14 protein-coding genes are annotated in these 15,660 nt (G+C 62.6%); 7 read left to right on the top strand and 7 right to left on the bottom strand.

The features are described from left to right. The first annotated feature begins 11 nt into the window (after nucleotides 1-11). On the top strand, nucleotides 12-566 hold the full coding sequence (locus AC07FD_RS10915) for an HdeD family acid-resistance protein (RefSeq protein ID WP_477397062.1): 555 nt from the start codon (nucleotides 12-14) through the stop codon (nucleotides 564-566). A gap of 112 nt (nucleotides 567-678) precedes the next feature. Here AC07FD_RS10915 and AC07FD_RS10910 read toward each other — a convergent pair whose 3' ends face one another. Both AC07FD_RS10910 and AC07FD_RS10905 read right to left on the bottom strand, forming a co-directional pair. Next, nucleotides 679-1,659, bottom strand: coding sequence for a bifunctional riboflavin kinase/FAD synthetase (locus AC07FD_RS10910; RefSeq protein ID WP_478349847.1), 981 nt, complete (start codon nucleotides 1,657-1,659; stop codon nucleotides 679-681). Between the two features lie 6 nt (nucleotides 1,660-1,665). Beyond that, entirely contained in the window at nucleotides 1,666-2,526 is an 861-nt protein-coding gene (locus tag AC07FD_RS10905; protein WP_167392152.1) for a TIGR01459 family HAD-type hydrolase, read from the bottom strand. 234 nt (nucleotides 2,527-2,760) lie between these two features. Here AC07FD_RS10905 and AC07FD_RS10900 point away from each other — a divergent pair, with 234 nt between their 5' ends. After that, nucleotides 2,761-4,746 (top strand): TadE/TadG family type IV pilus assembly protein, encoded by a 1,986-nt coding sequence (locus AC07FD_RS10900; RefSeq protein ID WP_478349846.1) that lies wholly within the window; start codon nucleotides 2,761-2,763, stop codon nucleotides 4,744-4,746. A 123-nt stretch (nucleotides 4,747-4,869) separates the two neighbouring features. Further along, nucleotides 4,870-5,502 (top strand): LysE family translocator, encoded by a 633-nt coding sequence (locus AC07FD_RS10895; RefSeq protein WP_095086701.1) that lies wholly within the window; start codon nucleotides 4,870-4,872, stop codon nucleotides 5,500-5,502. 31 nt (nucleotides 5,503-5,533) lie between these two features. Here AC07FD_RS10895 and AC07FD_RS10890 read toward each other — a convergent pair whose 3' ends face one another. Both AC07FD_RS10890 and AC07FD_RS10885 read right to left on the bottom strand, forming a co-directional pair. Further along, nucleotides 5,534-6,379 carry a dienelactone hydrolase family protein gene (locus AC07FD_RS10890; protein ID WP_478349845.1) on the bottom strand — a complete coding sequence of 282 codons (846 nt, stop codon included), beginning with the start codon at nucleotides 6,377-6,379 and terminating at the stop codon, nucleotides 5,534-5,536. A gap of 113 nt (nucleotides 6,380-6,492) precedes the next feature. Then, nucleotides 6,493-7,317, bottom strand: a complete 825-nt coding sequence (locus AC07FD_RS10885) for a DUF2189 domain-containing protein (RefSeq protein WP_478349844.1) — start codon at nucleotides 7,315-7,317, stop codon at nucleotides 6,493-6,495. Nucleotides 7,318-7,611: 294 nt separating this feature from the next. Here AC07FD_RS10885 and AC07FD_RS10880 point away from each other — a divergent pair, with 294 nt between their 5' ends. Beyond that, the gene (locus AC07FD_RS10880) at nucleotides 7,612-8,835 is read left to right on the top strand and encodes a TadE/TadG family type IV pilus assembly protein (protein ID WP_478349843.1); all 1,224 of its coding nucleotides are present in this window, start codon (nucleotides 7,612-7,614) and stop codon (nucleotides 8,833-8,835) included. A 79-nt stretch (nucleotides 8,836-8,914) separates the two neighbouring features. Next, nucleotides 8,915-9,430 carry a CAP domain-containing protein gene (locus AC07FD_RS10875; protein ID WP_478349842.1) on the top strand — a complete coding sequence of 172 codons (516 nt, stop codon included), beginning with the start codon at nucleotides 8,915-8,917 and terminating at the stop codon, nucleotides 9,428-9,430. Between the two features lie 49 nt (nucleotides 9,431-9,479). Here the strand turns inward: AC07FD_RS10875 and AC07FD_RS10870 are convergent, their stop codons facing one another. The 3 genes from AC07FD_RS10870 to AC07FD_RS10860 all read right to left on the bottom strand — a co-directional run bounded on the left by AC07FD_RS10870 (nucleotide 9,480) and on the right by AC07FD_RS10860 (nucleotide 12,980). Further along, nucleotides 9,480-11,012, bottom strand: coding sequence for a DHA2 family efflux MFS transporter permease subunit (locus AC07FD_RS10870; RefSeq protein ID WP_478349841.1), 1,533 nt, complete (start codon nucleotides 11,010-11,012; stop codon nucleotides 9,480-9,482). Nucleotides 11,013-11,334: 322 nt separating this feature from the next. Then, on the bottom strand, nucleotides 11,335-12,504 hold the full coding sequence (locus AC07FD_RS10865) for an HlyD family secretion protein (protein ID WP_478349840.1): 1,170 nt from the start codon (nucleotides 12,502-12,504) through the stop codon (nucleotides 11,335-11,337). Next, on the bottom strand, nucleotides 12,501-12,980 hold the full coding sequence (locus AC07FD_RS10860) for a MarR family winged helix-turn-helix transcriptional regulator (RefSeq protein ID WP_478349910.1): 480 nt from the start codon (nucleotides 12,978-12,980) through the stop codon (nucleotides 12,501-12,503). Before AC07FD_RS10860 ends, AC07FD_RS10865 begins: the two co-directional genes overlap by 4 nt. A gap of 251 nt (nucleotides 12,981-13,231) precedes the next feature. Between AC07FD_RS10860 and AC07FD_RS10855 the strand changes: the two genes are divergently transcribed. Beyond that, on the top strand, nucleotides 13,232-13,840 hold the full coding sequence (locus AC07FD_RS10855; RefSeq protein WP_478349839.1) for a CDP-alcohol phosphatidyltransferase family protein: 609 nt from the start codon (nucleotides 13,232-13,234) through the stop codon (nucleotides 13,838-13,840). Nucleotides 13,841-13,877: 37 nt separating this feature from the next. Next, nucleotides 13,878-15,656, top strand: a complete 1,779-nt coding sequence (locus tag AC07FD_RS10850; protein WP_478349838.1) for a bifunctional alpha/beta hydrolase/class I SAM-dependent methyltransferase — start codon at nucleotides 13,878-13,880, stop codon at nucleotides 15,654-15,656. Nucleotides 15,657-15,660 lie beyond the last annotated feature (4 nt).

Raw genomic sequence — 15,660 nt, 5'->3', positions numbered from 1 at the left:
AGACCGCGACAATGACCCTGCATGGCGACGCCTTGAGAACCGCGATGGAACAGACACGGACAAAATGGGGGTGGTTCGTCGCGCTTGGCGTGCTGCTGCTCATCTTCGGCGGCATTGCCTTTGGCAATCTGTTCATCGCCACCGTGGCTTCGGTCTATGTCGTGGGTTGGCTGATGCTGATGGCCGGCGTCATCGAGATCGTGCATGCCTTCGGCGTCAAGACCTGGAGCCGCTTCTTCTACTGGCTGCTCAGCGGACTGCTCTATGCCATCGCCGGATTTTTCGCCTTCGACAATCCGCTGCTCGCTTCAGCGGTATTGACGTTCCTGCTGGCGATCGCGCTGATCGCTTCCGGGGTGCTCCGGGCCTGGGTCGGCTACAGCCACAGGCCGGAACCCGGCTGGGGCTGGATCGTCGCGGCCGGCATCATCAGCGCGCTTGCCGGCCTGATCATCGCCATGGGCTGGCCCGTCAACAGCCTGTGGGTGCTCGGGCTGTTTCTGGCGATCGACCTGATCTTCCAGGGCTGGACCTTCATCGCCGTCGGCCTGGCACTGAAAAAGTAAATTTTGCCTGGGCATGATCTTGCCCGAAAACCGGTTCCCACTTTTCGGGATCATGCTTCTTGCCTGGGCATGATCTTGTCTGAAAACCGGTTCCCACTTTTCGGGACCATGCCTAGAAGGCCATGGCCGCGTCGAGTTCGGAGAGCGGCCTGGCGCCGGCAAGCAGCGTGCGCGCTTCGGCTTCATCGCGCTTCATCTGCGCGACCAGCGCGTCGAGCCCTTCGAACTTCACCTCCGGGCGCAGGAAACCGAAGAAGGAAACCTGGCAGACCTCGCCGTAGAGGTCGCCTGAGAAATCAAAGACGAAGGTTTCCAGCAGCGGCGCGCCATTGTCGTCGACGGTCGGGCGGCGGCCGAAGCTGGCGACACCGTCGTGAAGCGTGCCATCGGCGCGACGAAAGCGGACGGCGTAGATGCCCTCCTTGAGCGCGGCTTCCTCGGAAAGCCTCATGTTCGCGGTTGGAAAGCCAAGCGTGCGGCCGAGCCGCTGGCCGCCCACAACCTCGCTTTCGACGGTGAAGCGATAGCCGAGCAGTCCGGCCGCCTCGGCCACCGCGCCTTCGCTTAGCAAGCCGCGGATGCGGCTCGACGACACCACCTCGTGGCCCTCGTCACGAAAGGCGTCGACGAGCGTGACGCCGAAGCCATGACGCTCGCCGGCCGCCATCAGGTAGGCCGGGCCGCCTTGACGGTCCTTGCCGAAATGGAAATCGAACCCGGTTACGGCGTGGGTAATGCCAAGGTTCCCTTCCAGCACATCGGTCACGAATGCTTCCGCCGACAGCGAGGCGAAGTCGCGCGTGAACGGCTGCTCGACAAGCGCGGCAAAACCCAGCAACGACAGGAGCTTCGCCTTCATCGGCGGCGGCGTCAGCACGAACAACGGCATGTCAGGCTTGAAGACCTTGCGCGGATGCGGCTCGAAAGTCAGCACCAGGGCCGGCACCTGGCGCCGCCCGGCCTCGGCCAGGGCTCGCTCGAGCACCGTCTGATGGCCGCGGTGGACACCGTCGAAATTGCCGATCGCCACCACGCCGCCACGCAAATCGGCGGGCAGCGGCGCGGTTGACAAAATGTGCTGGAAGGCCGCCATCGTCACCTACCGTAGTCTGGGAATGACAGCCACCGGACGATACCCATGCTTTTCCAGGAAGGTCGCCAGCCTTGCTGGATCGGGTTGTAATGCATCGCCATAGTCGCGCGCATGGATGCCGCCGGACACATAGAGAACGTCGAAACCATTGTCGACCGCGCCCTTCACGTCGGTCATCATGCCGTCGCCGATGGCCAGCACCTGCGAACGCTCGATCGGCCGGCCAAGAATCTCGGCAACCTCCTTCATCGCGACGTTATAGATCGGCGCGTAAGGTTTTCCGGCGATCAAGGTGCGGCCGCCGAGCTGGGCATAGTCGCGTGCCAGCGCACCGGCACACCAGATGATGCGTTCGCCGCGCTCGACCACGATATCGGGATTTGCACAGATGAAGGGCAGGTTCCTGGCGCGCAACCGCCGCAGAAGCTCGGTGTAGTCCTCGGGCTTCTCGACCTCGTCATCGAACAGGCCGGTGCAGACGACGCCGGACGCCTCGAATTCCTCGACAAGTTCGACGTCGAGACCGTCATAGAGGGTGAAATCGCGGTCGGCGCCGATATGGAAGATCTTTCGGGGGCCCTCGGCGATCAGGTCGCGGGTCACGTCGCCTGACGTGACGACGCGGTCGTAGGCTGATGGCGGGACGCCGATCGCGTTCATCTGCGCCACGACATCGGCGCTTCTGCGCGGCGAATTCGTGATCAGAACGATGGGGATTTCCGCCTCGCGAGCCCTCGCCAGCGCCGAGGCCGCGACAGGAAAGTGCGTCTCGCCATTGTGCACCACGCCCCAGACATCGCACAGGATTGCCGAATAGGGCTTCGACACGTCTTCGAGCGAGCCGATGATTTCAGGCGAATCCGCCATGCCGTTTCCTTCAGTCATGATCATTGCGAGCGCCGCGGCCGACGGTTCGCCGCAGCCGGTTCCGATTAACCGAACCGCCCCGGCCTGTCACCAGCTTTCGCCCCGATGCCGGATTGGTTAGCGGTTGGTGAAGCGCGGACCAAGCAATCGAGCGGTTTCCCAAACCCGTCCTTCAGCGTTTTGTGGAAAGTTGGCGCCTGATCAAGAATCCGCCGGCGGGGGCCGCAGCAAGACATGCATGAACTCTGGCGTCGGTTCTGCCGCGACAAACGCGGCAACTATGCTCTTATGACGGTCGTTGCGCTGGTCCCGCTGATGGGCGGCCTGGCGATGGCGGTCGACTACACCGAGATGAACCGTGAAAAGCAGACGGTGTTGAATGCGCTCGATGCCGCCAACTTCGCCACGGCGCGACGGCTGACGGAAGGTGCGACCGACGACCAGTTGAGAGCCTATGCGCTCGACTTCTTCAACGCCAACCTCAACAGCGTCGATCCCGCCAACGCGACGCTCAACGTCACCTTGCCGAGCAACACCAGCGGCGGCGGCTTGCTCAAGATGAGCGCGCGTCTTGACTACCAGCCCTATTTCTTTCCTGCCTTCGGCCAGCTCATCGGCAAATCCCAAACCGACGCGAACCAGAAAATCAGCTTCGACGTCTCCTCGGAAGTGCGTCTGAAGAACACGCTGGAAGTTGCCCTAGCGCTCGACAATTCCGGATCGATGACCACGACAGGAACCGGCTCGGGGCAAAGGCGCATCGATCTTCTCAAAACTGCGGCCAAGCAGCTGGTCGACACGCTGGCCCTGCAAGCGGCAATGATCAAGCAGGTGGACAGGCCGGTGCAATTCGGCCTCGTGCCCTTTGCTGCCTCGGTCAATGTCGGTGCCAGCAACGGCAACGCATCGTGGATGGACACCGAAGGCCTGTCGCCGGTATCGAACGAGAACTTCGACTGGTCGACGCTGAACACGGCCAACAAATACGCCCAGCAGACCAACGGCATCTGGTACAAGCGCGGCTCCGGATGGGGTGCCGACGAAGGCCAGATGCTGACCCGGTTTTCGCTCTACCGCGACATGAAGGTCGTCACCAACCACGAGCGCGTCACCAACAGCAAACGCGTGGTGTGCGACGAGTACAACTCGAACAACACCTGCAAACGAAGCCACGACGAGTATGACTACATCGATTCCTATGGCCCGTTCGCCAGTTGGCAAGGCTGCGTCGAAGCCCGGCCCTACCCCTACAATGTCAACGACGCGCCGCCGTCCGGCGGCTCGTCGAACACCGGCATAGGGGTCGGCGATCCGGCGACGATGTTCGTGCCGATGTTCGCCCCGGACGAACCCGGCAATCATTGGAAGCTCACCCAGGATCCCGATGAGGCCATGCCGACGACCTATGGCGCCGTGAACAGCTGGTGGAATGACGACCCGACGAGCAGCACCGGCCAATCCCGGCTGCGCAACATGGCCAAATATTTCCAGCCGCGGCCGATCGATGCGCCGGCGCTGCCGGCCGGAAACGGCCCGAACTACAGCTGCACCACCAACCCGATCACACCGCTGACCGATGTCAGCGTCACCGACGGACTCACCTCGATCAAGGCCGCGATCGACCTGATGCAGCCGAATGGCGGCACCAGCGTTCCCGAGGGCATGGCCTGGGGCTGGCGGGTGGTCTCAAGCGGCGAGCCGTTCACGCAAGGACGCCCGGAAACAGAAAGAGGCAACGACAAGGTCGTGATCGTGCTGACCGACGGCGCCAACACCTACTACACGCCTGCGTCGCTCGGCTATTCCGATCCCGCCGATTCGAAGTCGACCTACGCGTCCTACGGCTATCTCAACCCCGGCTACAACGGCACTTCGGTCGGCCGCATGTTTCTGGGCACATCGAGCGCCATTGGCCAGTTCGACTATTCGAACGGCAATTACACGAGCGCGCTCAACGAGCAGATGGCGACGCTTTGCAACAACGCCAAGGCAGCTAACATCATGGTGATGACGGTGGCGCTCGACCTGTCCACGACCAAAACCAGCGACCAGGCGGCGATCGCGGCGCTGAAATCTTGCTCATCGAACTCGCGCTTCCGCAAGGACCCGACGGATCCGAGCAAGCCGGCCAAGCTGTTCTGGAATGCCACCGGCGCCACCTTGTCGAACGATTTCAAGGAAATCGGCAACGAATTGTCGAACCTGCGCGTCGTCAGCTGATCCGGAGGCACTGGCAGCCATCTGGCGCAGCGGCTGGCGGCGCCATGCCCTTGCGGACGCCTGCCGGTGCGGGCAGATATTGGCCGCTCGCTTCCGCACCGGGGTGCGCAGGGGAACGAATAGATGCCCGAAACCGCCAACCATCTCGCCTTCGCGCTGGTCTGCCTCGGCATGGTGCTGACGCCGGGCCCCAACATGATCTACCTGATCTCTCGTTCCCTGTCGCAAGGGCCAAAGGCGGGGCTGATCTCACTTGGCGGCGTCGCGCTCGGCTTTGTCTTCTATGTGCTGGCGGCGGCATTCGGCATCACCGCGCTGCTGCTTGCCGTGCCCTATGCCTATGACGCGCTGCGCTTTGCCGGCGTGCTCTATCTCCTGTGGCTGGCCTGGCAAGCGGTGAAGCCGGGGGGACGCTCGCCGTTCCAGGTGCGCGAGCTGCCGCGGGACCGGCCGCGCAAGCTGTTCGCCATGGGCCTGATGACCAACCTGCTCAATCCGAAGGTGGCCGTGCTCTATCTGTCGCTGCTGCCGCAGTTCATCAGCCTGGACAAAGGCCATGTCCTGTCGCAGCTGCTGGTGCTAGGTGCGACACAGATATCGATCAGCCTCAGCGTCAATGCCATCATCGCGGTGACAGCGGGCTCGATAGCCACCTTCCTCGCCGGCCGGCCGCTATGGCTGGTCATCCAGCGCTGGATGATGGGCACCGTGCTGATGGCACTCGCGCTGAAGATGGCGACCGACGCACAGCGCTGAGATTGAGAGTGCAATGCGGCGATCGCCGCCGTCAGCCGCCGAAGACTTCCTTCAGAAAAGCCTGAGAATCGCGGATGGATTGATCGGCGGCAGCCGCATCATACTCCATCCGGTGACCATAGGCCTCGGTGCCGGTCTTGTATCCTGGGGCGGCAAATGCGTGACGAGCGCCCTTGAAGACGTCAAGCTGCACGGCGCTTCCCTTGCCGCTGCGCTGCGCCATCATCTCCTGGCATTTCTTGGCGGGGGTCCAATCGTCAAGGTCACCGATGAGGACCAAGGTTGGGGCTGCCATGTCGCCATTCGTCGCCGAACAATCCGGATAGTAGGCGATCGCTGCCTTGAATTTGTGCGCCATAAGCCGCTCCGCGCCACCAGATTGCACGGCCTCGAGCGTTGCGATCCCGCCAGCGGAGAACCCCATCAACGCAATGCGCTGCGGGTCGACAAAACTGTATTTCGACAGGAATTCCAAAGCGCCGTAGGCGTCATAGACGCGATCGACAGAGTGGAGGCCGTCACAGGTCTCCTTTATGCCCCTCGTGCTGAAGCTGTCGACAAAGAGGACGACGTAACCCCAGGAAGACAGCCGCTCGGACCAGGCTTTCCTAACACTTGGAAACAGACCCGTGCATCCGTGGAGAACGACGATAGCCGGGAACGGCCCCTCACCCGGCGGTCGCGTCAGATACCCGTTCAGTGGCGTGCCGGGAACATCTTTCAGGACTTTGCCGCTTTCTCGCGCAATTCGTTGCTGAAACGGCGTCGGCGTGACAGCCGCGCTTTCGAGTTGCACCGGCTGGTCGGCGCTTGCCAGCGCAATATTGACATTGCCAGCAATGCCAAAGCACATCAGCCAGACGATCTTCTTGAGCACTCCCGACAGTTTCCACGCCATGGGTCAGTCTCCGTCACCTGGCCACAGGGGGCGCCCACAAGCCAAGCACATCAGGCTTTGTCAGGTGCTCTTTGTTCGGCGTTCTGGCGTCGTCACATCGGCCGCCGGATCTGCTGCGCCCGTTCCGGCTCGACCACCTTGCGGTAGAGATGCCAGGTGGCGTGGCCGAGCACCGGCATGACCACTGCGAGCCCGGCAAACAGCGGGATCGAGCCGATCACCAGCAGCACGGCGACCATCAACCCCCACCGCGCCATCTGCAGCGGGTTTGCCATCACCGCTCGCGCCGAGGTCTCGATGGCCGAAACAGCGCCGACATCTCGGTCGAGCAACAGCGGGAAGGCAACCACAGTGGTGGCGAGCACGACAACGGCGAAGACAAAACCGGCGGCATTGCCGGCGAGGATCAGGGTCCAGCCCTTGCCGGTCGTCAGCACCTCGCGGACAAAGTCGCCGATCGATGCCGGCGGCTGGTCGCCGAACAGACCGGTGTAGATCGACTGCGCGGTGTAGAGCCACAGCAGGAACAGCGCCACCAGCATGATACCGATCGCCGCGATCGACGGAATCGCCGACGAGTGGCGCACATCGAGGGCATGCCGCCAGGAGGTGTTCATGCCGAGTTCGCGGCGGCGGCTGATCTCGTAAAGACCGATGGCGGCAAACGGGCCGACCAGCGCGAAACCCGACATCAGGGGATAGATGAGCTGGATGGCATTGGCGCCGGACGTCCATCGCGTCAGGATCAGGCCGACAACGGGGTAGATCAGGCACAGGAACACGTAGTGCGATGGTTTTGCCCAGAAATCCTCGGCGCCGAGGCGCAGCGCATCCCTGAGATCCGCCGTGGTGATGCTGCGCACCGTGGGCTGTACGTGCGCCCCGTGTGCGTCCGCCATGACATGAAAGCCGGCCATAACCTTCCTCCCGTGTGTCGGGGACGGTCACCGCCCGGATGGCCGCCCGCAGCTGCCACTAGTAGATGTAGCACCATAGCCGATTTGCCAGGGGTTGTCGCCGCGTCAATAGGTTGAAGCTGCTCCTCGTGCTCATCTCTCGCTGTCACCTCTCATATGGCCGTGCGTTGGCAGGCTTTCGTTTTGGTCGGCCATCTTGCTGCATTTAAGCATTACAAATTTTAGTAATTACTGAAATAGCGCGTAGAGGCCCCTGGAGTATGACTTGGGCTTTACAGGTTTTGGCGAGGGGCGATGTTCGCATTGAAGGGCTTCTGGTCTTCGGAGCGCGGCAACTTTGCAATGGCGACCGCCATAGCAATGCTGCCGATAATGCTTGTCGTGGCCGGTACCATCGATCTGACAGGCACGAGCGACGACGCCGCGCAATTGCAGAATTCGCTGGACGCGGCTGGGCTTGCCGTCGGCACAAAGTACCTACCCAGCATGACCGCGAGTGATGTGCAGGAGCTTGGGCTGGCATTCTTTACGGCCAATATGAGCGTCGCCGACCAGCAGGAGTATGCGGGCAGCGTCTCCGCCTTTTCGGCAAGCGCCAGCGGCGACCCGAGTGCCTATTACATCTCGGTTTCGTCCAGCATCAGCCGTCCGAGCTTCATCAATGGCGCGGCCCCCTGGCCAGCCCACCGCTCGGCCACGGTCAAGATGGACCCCGGCGCGCAGGCCTGTGTGCTGGCGCTCGATTCACATGCGTCGGCCGCCGTGAGCCTGCAGGGCTCGACCGATGTCTCTATGAGCAGTTGCGTGATCGCGGCAAACTCGGATGCGTCCGATGCTGTCAGCAGAGGCGGTTCGGCGCAGGTGTCGGCGGGCTGCGTCTCGACCGCCGGTGGCACTTCCGGGCTTTCGCCGCCCAACGCCAATCTTACCTGCGGTGCGCCGCTCGAACATCAATATGCATCTTTCGATCCACTGGCAGACGTCGTCCCACCCACCTACACATTGTGCCTGCCCGTGCCGAACGGCAAAACTTACACGCTGTCGCCAGGCACATATTGCGACAAGACCTTGTCAGGAAACATCACGCTCAATCCAGGCGTCTACATCCTGCGCGGCACCACCATAAAGCCGGGCGGCAACGGCAGCCTGAACGGCCAAGGCGTGACCATATTCCTCATGGAGGACGCGCAGATCTACATAAATGCAAATGAAGTGGTGAACCTTTCCCCTCCCACCAGCGGTCCATACGCTGGCATTACCATTTTCGAGAGCCATGGCAACACTTCGGCCTTGACGCTGAATGGCGGCGCCAATTCCGTGATCAGCGGGTTCGTCTATGCGCCTGACGCGCCCATTTCCTTTGCCGGCAACTCAGATATGAGCGGTCAGGGCGACTGCCTGAGGCTTGTTGGCCTGACCGTACTGATGACCGGCAACTCATCCATCAAGACCGACTGCACAGCCGTGTTTGGAAATCGCGAGATGTATGCAAGCCGCCTCATCACCCTGGTGAAATGAGCGGGCAACTGCCGTCCCGATTCCAGATTTCCACCGCCCTGCCCGGCAAAAGCCATGATCGCGACTATCTCAGGCAGGCATGACCACTTCGGGAATCGAACACGACCAGATCGCGAACTTGAACAGGCGCAAATGGCTCAAGGCAGTGGGCCTTGCCGCCCTGGCCGGGCTTGCCGCCTGCAGCACCGTTTCGCTGCCGACCGGCGAAGGCGCCGGCGTCTCCTCGTCCGCCACCGGCACGCTGGCCAGCATCCGCGCCTCGACCGGGCTTCCGCCGCTGGTCGCCGACTCACAGCTCGAGCAAGCCGCCCTGCAGCAAGCCGGCTACATGGCGCGGCGTGGCCGCATGAGCCACACCACTGGCTGGGGCAAGGATTTCGCCTCGCGCGTCAAGGACAATCGCATTGCCGGCGCCGCCGCAGAGAATATTGCCGAGGGCCGTTTCGACCTGCAGAAGCTGTTCGACATATGGGCGCATTCGCCCGGCCACCGGCGCAACATGCTCGACCCACGCTTCACCCGCTTTGGCCTCGCCTATGTGCGCGACGGCCGCGATGGCGCGCTGCGCTACTGGAGCCTTGTGCTGGGAAGGTAAGGGGATTCCTCTAGCTGGTCGTCGCCTTGAATTTCGAGGGCGACGACATCTAGTCCATGTGTGCGGTTGGTGCGCCACCGGACGGCGCCTGTTTTGGCTTGCGCAGTAGGAAAACAAACGGAATGGAAATCAGCGTCATCACCATGAGTATTTTGAAGTCATTGACGTAGGAGATCATCATCGCCTGCAGATTGACCATGCGATCCACCTCCGAAAGCGCCATTGGATCGCCGCTTGCGGCCGCCGGCGATACCGCCCACAGATTGGGGTTGAACGGATTGATGAACGCCGAAAGCTCGGTGTGATTGACCTGCGTGTTGCGCACCATCAGAACAGTCACGACAGAAACGCCGATGGACGAGCCAAGATTGCGCACCAGGCTGAACAAGGCCGTGGCATCGGTGCGGAAGCGCACGTCAAGCGTGGCGAAGGCCACGGTCGACAGCGGCACGAACACCATTCCCATTCCCAGGCCCTGGATGACGCCGGAGCTGATGATCAGCCAGTTGTCCATCTGCGGCGTGAAGCTGGACATGGTGTAGAGTGATTGCGCGGTCAGCAGAAAGCCGATGACGACGAGGATCCTGGCGTCGATCTTGCTCATGAGCCGCCCGACGACGAGCATCGAAATCATGGTGCCGATACCACGTGGCCCAAGGACAACGCCAATGGTGATGGTCGGATAGCCGAAGATGGTCGACAGCATTGGCGGCAGCAGCGACATGCTCGCCAGGATGAGCACACCAATGACGAAGATGAACGCCAGGCCGGTCACGAAATTACGGTCGAGGAAAATCTTGGGATCGATGAAGGGATGTTCGGCCGTCACCGTGTGGATGATGAACACCCAGAAGCCGGTCAGCGAAAGACCAAGCTCGATCCAGATCTCATTCGAGGAAAACCAGTCGACCTCGCCGCCCCGATCGAGCAGCAGCTGCAGCGCGCCGACCCCAAGCGATATCATGGCGAAGCCGAAGAAATCGAAACCGCGTACCCGCCGGGCAACAGCCGGCAAATAGGCGGCCATGCCGAGGAAGGCGACAATGCCGACCGGCAGGTTGATGAAGAACACCCAGCGCCAGTTGAAATTCTCGGTCAGCCAGCCACCGAGCGTCGGGCCCAGAATTGGCCCGAGCATGATGCCGGCGCCCCAGATGGCCATCGCCTGGCCGTGGCGTTCCCTCGGGTTGATGTCGAGCAGGAAGGTCTGCGACAACGGCACGATCGCGGCGCCGAACACGCCTTGCATCAGCCGGAAGAACACTATGCTCTCCAGGCTCCAGGCGATGCCGCACAGCATCGAGAACACCGTGAAGCCGACCACCGCCGTCAGGAACAGTTCCTTGCGGCCGAAGCGGTCGGCCAGCCAGCCGGTGACCGGCGTCATGATGGCTGCTGCAACGATGTAGGACGTCAGCACCCAGTTGATGTTGTCCGGCGAGGCGCCGAGATCGCCGGTCATGGTCGGCAGCGCGACGTTGGCGATCGTCGTGTCAAGCGCCTGCATGATCGTCGCCAGCATGAGCGCGACCGTGATCAGGCCACGATGCGGCACTTCTTTGAAGGGTTCAGGCGTGCTCATGATGCGGAACTTCCGGCAGGTAACAAAATCGTGTAGAACAGGTTTCCGGGCGGCAAGGCCTTCCGTTGAGAGACCTCATTCGTGGTGGGACGCGATGGTCGATGTGGGGGTTACATCGACCGAAAGTCTCTGATGAGCGGATGCCTGCCGCCCGGAAACATGAGGACCGAGGGGTCCGTGTCGAAGATTTCAGATTCTGGTCGATCCGCGACGCGGCTCCAACCAAACGCTGATTCTTCCCACTCCTCCCATCAGACCAATCCTGCACCTGGCTTGCACCCGCTTGGTTCCCCACGGGCTTGCGCCGATTTTACTCCGCCGCCTAGCCCGCCGTAGCGTGGCTGAATATGGCGGGAAACCCACGGGCAACGCCGGTGTCGACGGTAACGGTCGCGCTCATGCCGGTGCGCAACGCCATCTTGGCGTCGGCATCGGTCAGTTCCAGGCGCACCGGAATGCGCTGCGTGACCTTGACCCAGTTGCCTGTGGCATTCTGGGCCGGCAGCAGGGAGAATTCGGCTCCCGTGCCGGCGCCGATCGCCTTGACCGTCGCCTCGAAGGTTTTGCCCGGATAGGTGTCGACCATGATCTCGGCCTTCTGGCCGGGCTTCATGTGGGTCAACTGGGTTTCCTTGAAATTGGCTTCGATCCAGGTGTCGCCGGTCTCGACCAGCGAAAACAGCGGTGTGCCGGAGCCGACATACTGACCGACCTTGAACGACGAGGCCTGGCTGACGACGCCGTCGGCCGGCGCCTTGACTGTGGTCTGCGCCAGATCGTAGGCCGCCTTGTCGCGCGCGGCGAGCGCGGCCATCACGGTCGGATGCTTGTCGGTCTCGATGTCGGGATTGCCACCAAGGGCCGCCTTGGCGCTGATGATACCTTGCTCGGCAACGGCAAGCTGCTGCTTTGCCTTGTCGAGATCGTTCTTGGCTTGGTCGAGCGACGACTTGGCGTTGATGCCCTTCTGGGCAAGGTCGGCGGCACGGTCGAACTGGGACTGGGCGAAGTCGACCTCACTGGCATCGGACCTTTGCTGTGCCATCGACTGGCCATAGGCCGCGCGCAGCTGCTCGACATTGAGACGCGCGCCCGCCACCGCCGCGTCGGCCTGGGCCAGCGCGATCCGGTAGGGCTCCGGGTCAATGGCAAACAGCACATCGCCCTGCTTGACCAGCTGGTTATCGGCGATGTCGACCTGAACGATGCGACCGGCCGTGTCGGAAGCGATCGACACCTTGGCCTGCTGCAGATTGGCGTTTTCCGTCTCCTGGTAGCGGCCGCCGGTGACCCAGACGTAACCGCCGCCGATAGCCAGCACCGCAGGCAGCGCAACCATCAGCAGGGAGCGGCCCAGCCGGCGCTTCTTCTTCACCGGCGCCGGGGCCGGCTGCATCGGAGGAGCAACCGCCACCGGGGCCGCGGCCGGCTGCGCCGGCGCGTCCACTTCCAGCTCGGTCACCTTCTCGTCTATCTTGGCTACCGCGTTCATGCTGCTGCGCCTTCTGTACTCTTCACTTTTTCAACGGACGGCGTCTCGTCGTCAGTCAGGTTGCGGACCATCGCCTCAAGTCCCTCGATCAGGACGCGACGGGCTTCCGGTTTCACGCCGACCAGCGATTCTTCATAGACTTCTCCCGCAATGCTCTTGATCACGGCGTAGGCGTCGCTCGCCTTGGGCGTCAGGAAGATCATGCGGACGCGGCGATCGGCTGCGTCGGAACGACGCTCGATCCAGCCACCCTCCTCCATGCGGTCGACCAGGCGCGAAACGCTGATCGGCTCGATTTCAAGAAGTTCGGCCAGCCGCGCCTGCGCGACACCATCTTCCTTGGCAACGCGGACCAGAAGCCGCCATTGCGCCGAAGAAAGCCCCAAGCCACTGGCCCTCGCCTCGAAGCGCTTGCGCATCAGGCGCTGCACGTCGTGGATCAAGAAGCCCAATCTGTCTATGCCATCAGAAACCATGAGCGGCATATATAATAAGCGTGCTTATTATTCAAGATGCCGGGTTGCACCAGAAACCGGCAAATGTGCATGACGGCCGTGCTTCGCAATCATGGTTAGCGGGTGGTGAACGTCTGCTCGGTGGCCATGGCAGTCGGCATGACCGCATCCACCACATCAGGATGTGCGCGCTAGAAAGGCGCCGCTTCGTGCCGCTGGTCGAGTGTGACAGATTGATGTACAGCCGCTGTCAGGATCGGGGGATCAACGAAATGCCGACGCTCTACGCTCTCAAGCCAGCTTTCCAGGGAAGGCTGCGGCCGCTGGTCAATCGGCTGGCGGCGATCGGAGTCACAGCAAACAGCATAACCATCCTGGCGGCCCTGATGTCGATCGCGGCCGGGACGTCCATCGCGATCTGGCATGAATGGCGCTCGCTGCTGCTGCTCGTTCCCGTCGTGATGTTCGTGCGAATGGCGCTGAACGCCGTCGATGGTATGCTGGCGCGGGAACACGGGCAGGCCTCGACGCTCGGCATGTATCTGAACGAGTTTTGCGACATCGTTTCGGACCTCGCATTGATCCTGCCTTTCGCCGCCTTCCCACAATTCAGCCCATGGGGCGTCGCCGCCTTCGCCCTCACCGCTGTGCTAACCGAATTCGCCGGCGTGCTCGGCATCGCCGCCGGGATCGGGCGAAATTATGCCGGGCCGTTCGGCAAGAGCGACAGGGCGCTGGCGCTGGGCGTGGTCGCAGTGTTGTGCGCCGCCGGGCTCTGGCCGGCTTCCATCGCGCCGCTTGTGTTTCCGGCCATGGCAACGCTTTCACTGTTGACCGCCATAAACCGGATACGCGCTGGCCTTATTGGCAGCGCCAGCTAAGCATCGAGGCTTCGCCATGCCGCCCGAGGGAGAGACCATGATGCACGAACCGATCGCCGCGGAAAGCCTTGAGCGGCAAGCGCAAGAGCGTGTCTTCCGCAGCCATGACGGGACGGAGATCTTCTACCGCTTCTGGCCGGCAACTTCCACCAATGCCAAGGGCGCGGTGGTGCTCTTCCACCGCGGCCACGAGCATGGCGGTCGCATGGCCCATCTCGTCGACGAATTGCAGATGCCGGACCACGCCTTCTATGCCTGGGATGCCCGCGGCAATGGCCGCTCGTCCGGCGAGCGCGGCTATGCCCCTTCCTTCTCGGCCCTGGTGCGCGACATCGACTGTTTCATGCGCGAGATCGCCGCCCGGGATGGCTTCGCCACGCAGGATATTGCGCTGATAGCGCAATCCTTCGGCGCCGTGCTCACTGCGGCCTGGGTGCACGACTATGCACCGAAACTGCGTGCCATGGTGCTGGCTTCACCAGCCTTTTCGGTCAAGCTCTACGTGCCCTTCGCCAAGGAAGGCATCGCGTTCTGGCAGAACATCAAGGGCCGCTTCTTCGTCAATTCCTACGTCAAGGCGAAGTTCCTGACCCACGATCCCGTGCGCATCGCCTCCTTCGAGAGCGATCCGCTGATCACGCGGCCGATCGCCTCCAACATCCTGGTTGAACTCTACCAGCACGCGGCGCGCATCGTTGTGGACGCCCGCGCCATAACCGTGCCGACGCAGCTTCTGCTTTCCGGCAGCGACTGGGTGGTGCGCCACGGCCCGCAGCACGAGTTTTTCGTCAATCTCGGCAGCCGCACAAAGGAACGCCATGTGTTGCCGGGTTTCTTCCACGATACACTGGGCGAGCGCGACCGGGCGCAGGCGCTCGATCTGATCCGGCCGTTCCTGGAAAAGCAGTTCGCCTCGCCGGATGCGCCTGTCGACCTGAAGCAGGCTGATATCGCCGGCTACACGCGCGACGAGGCCGACAGGCTTGCGTCGCCGCTCGATCTTTTGTCGCCCAAGGGCCTTTATTGGGCATTCAGCCGCGCCTCCATCCGCATGGGCGCGTGGGTCTCGTCGGGCATGAAGGCGGGCGTCACCACCGGCTTCGATTCCGGCTCGACGCTGGATTATGTCTACGAGAACGACGCGCGGGGTCTCACACCGCTTGGCCGCTTCGTCGACCGCATCTTCCTGGAAGCCATCGGCTGGCGCGGCATCCGCCAGCGCAAGCTGCATCTCGAAGAGCTGATCGGCTCTTGCCTGGCGGCGCTCAAGGCCGTTGGACGGCCAGCCCACATTCTCGACATCGCCGCCGGCCATGGCCGCTATGTTCTCGACGCCATCGTGAAGAGCCCCGAACAGCCGGCGAGCGTGCGCCTGCAGGATTACTCCGACCTCAATGTCCAGCTTGGCCGCAAGTTGATTGCCGAGCGGCAATTGCCGGCGAGCGTCTCGTTCCAGCGCGCGGACGCTTTCGATGCCGACATGCTCGCCTCGATCGATCCGGCGCCCGACCTTGCCATCGTTTCCGGCCTCTACGAACTGTTCTCGGACAACGCGATGATCGCCCGCTCGCTCGGTGGATTGGCCAGCGCCATGCAGCCGGGGAGCCTGTTGCTCTACACCAACCAGCCCTGGCATCCGCAGCTTGAGATGATCGCCCGCAGCCTGACCTCGCATCGCGGCGGCCAGGCCTGGGTGATGCGCCGGCGCACGCAAGGCGAGATGGACCAGCTCGTCGAAGCCGCCGGTTTCGACAAGCTCGAGCAGCGCATCGACCAATGGGGAATCTTCACCGTCTCGGTCGCACGGCGCCGCTGAACAG

Source organism: Mesorhizobium waitakense, from assembly GCF_056431085.1.
The sequence above is the reverse complement of the archived record's forward strand: the minus strand, read 5'-3'. Positions and strand labels throughout refer to the sequence as shown.

What these genes read in the sequence shown, in the direction of transcription:
- AC07FD_RS10910 (WP_478349847.1), bottom strand. Translation starts at nt 1,659, where the DNA reads ATGGCGGCCTTCCAGCACATTTTGTCAACCGCGCCGCTGCCCGCCGAT.
- AC07FD_RS10855 (WP_478349839.1), top strand. Translation starts at nt 13,232, where the DNA reads ATGCCGACGCTCTACGCTCTCAAGCCAGCTTTCCAGGGAAGGCTGCGG.
- AC07FD_RS10885 (WP_478349844.1), bottom strand. Translation starts at nt 7,317, where the DNA reads ATGGCCGGCTTTCATGTCATGGCGGACGCACACGGGGCGCACGTACAG.
- AC07FD_RS10870 (WP_478349841.1), bottom strand. Translation starts at nt 11,012, where the DNA reads ATGAGCACGCCTGAACCCTTCAAAGAAGTGCCGCATCGTGGCCTGATC.
- AC07FD_RS10865 (WP_478349840.1), bottom strand. Translation starts at nt 12,504, where the DNA reads ATGAACGCGGTAGCCAAGATAGACGAGAAGGTGACCGAGCTGGAAGTG.
- AC07FD_RS10880 (WP_478349843.1), top strand. Translation starts at nt 7,612, where the DNA reads ATGTTCGCATTGAAGGGCTTCTGGTCTTCGGAGCGCGGCAACTTTGCA.
- AC07FD_RS10900 (WP_478349846.1), top strand. Translation starts at nt 2,761, where the DNA reads ATGCATGAACTCTGGCGTCGGTTCTGCCGCGACAAACGCGGCAACTAT.
- AC07FD_RS10875 (WP_478349842.1), top strand. Translation starts at nt 8,915, where the DNA reads ATGACCACTTCGGGAATCGAACACGACCAGATCGCGAACTTGAACAGG.
- AC07FD_RS10915 (WP_477397062.1), top strand. Translation starts at nt 12, where the DNA reads ATGACCCTGCATGGCGACGCCTTGAGAACCGCGATGGAACAGACACGG.
- AC07FD_RS10895 (WP_095086701.1), top strand. Translation starts at nt 4,870, where the DNA reads ATGCCCGAAACCGCCAACCATCTCGCCTTCGCGCTGGTCTGCCTCGGC.
- AC07FD_RS10850 (WP_478349838.1), top strand. Translation starts at nt 13,878, where the DNA reads ATGATGCACGAACCGATCGCCGCGGAAAGCCTTGAGCGGCAAGCGCAA.
- AC07FD_RS10905 (WP_167392152.1), bottom strand. Translation starts at nt 2,526, where the DNA reads ATGGCGGATTCGCCTGAAATCATCGGCTCGCTCGAAGACGTGTCGAAG.
- AC07FD_RS10860 (WP_478349910.1), bottom strand. Translation starts at nt 12,980, where the DNA reads ATGGTTTCTGATGGCATAGACAGATTGGGCTTCTTGATCCACGACGTG.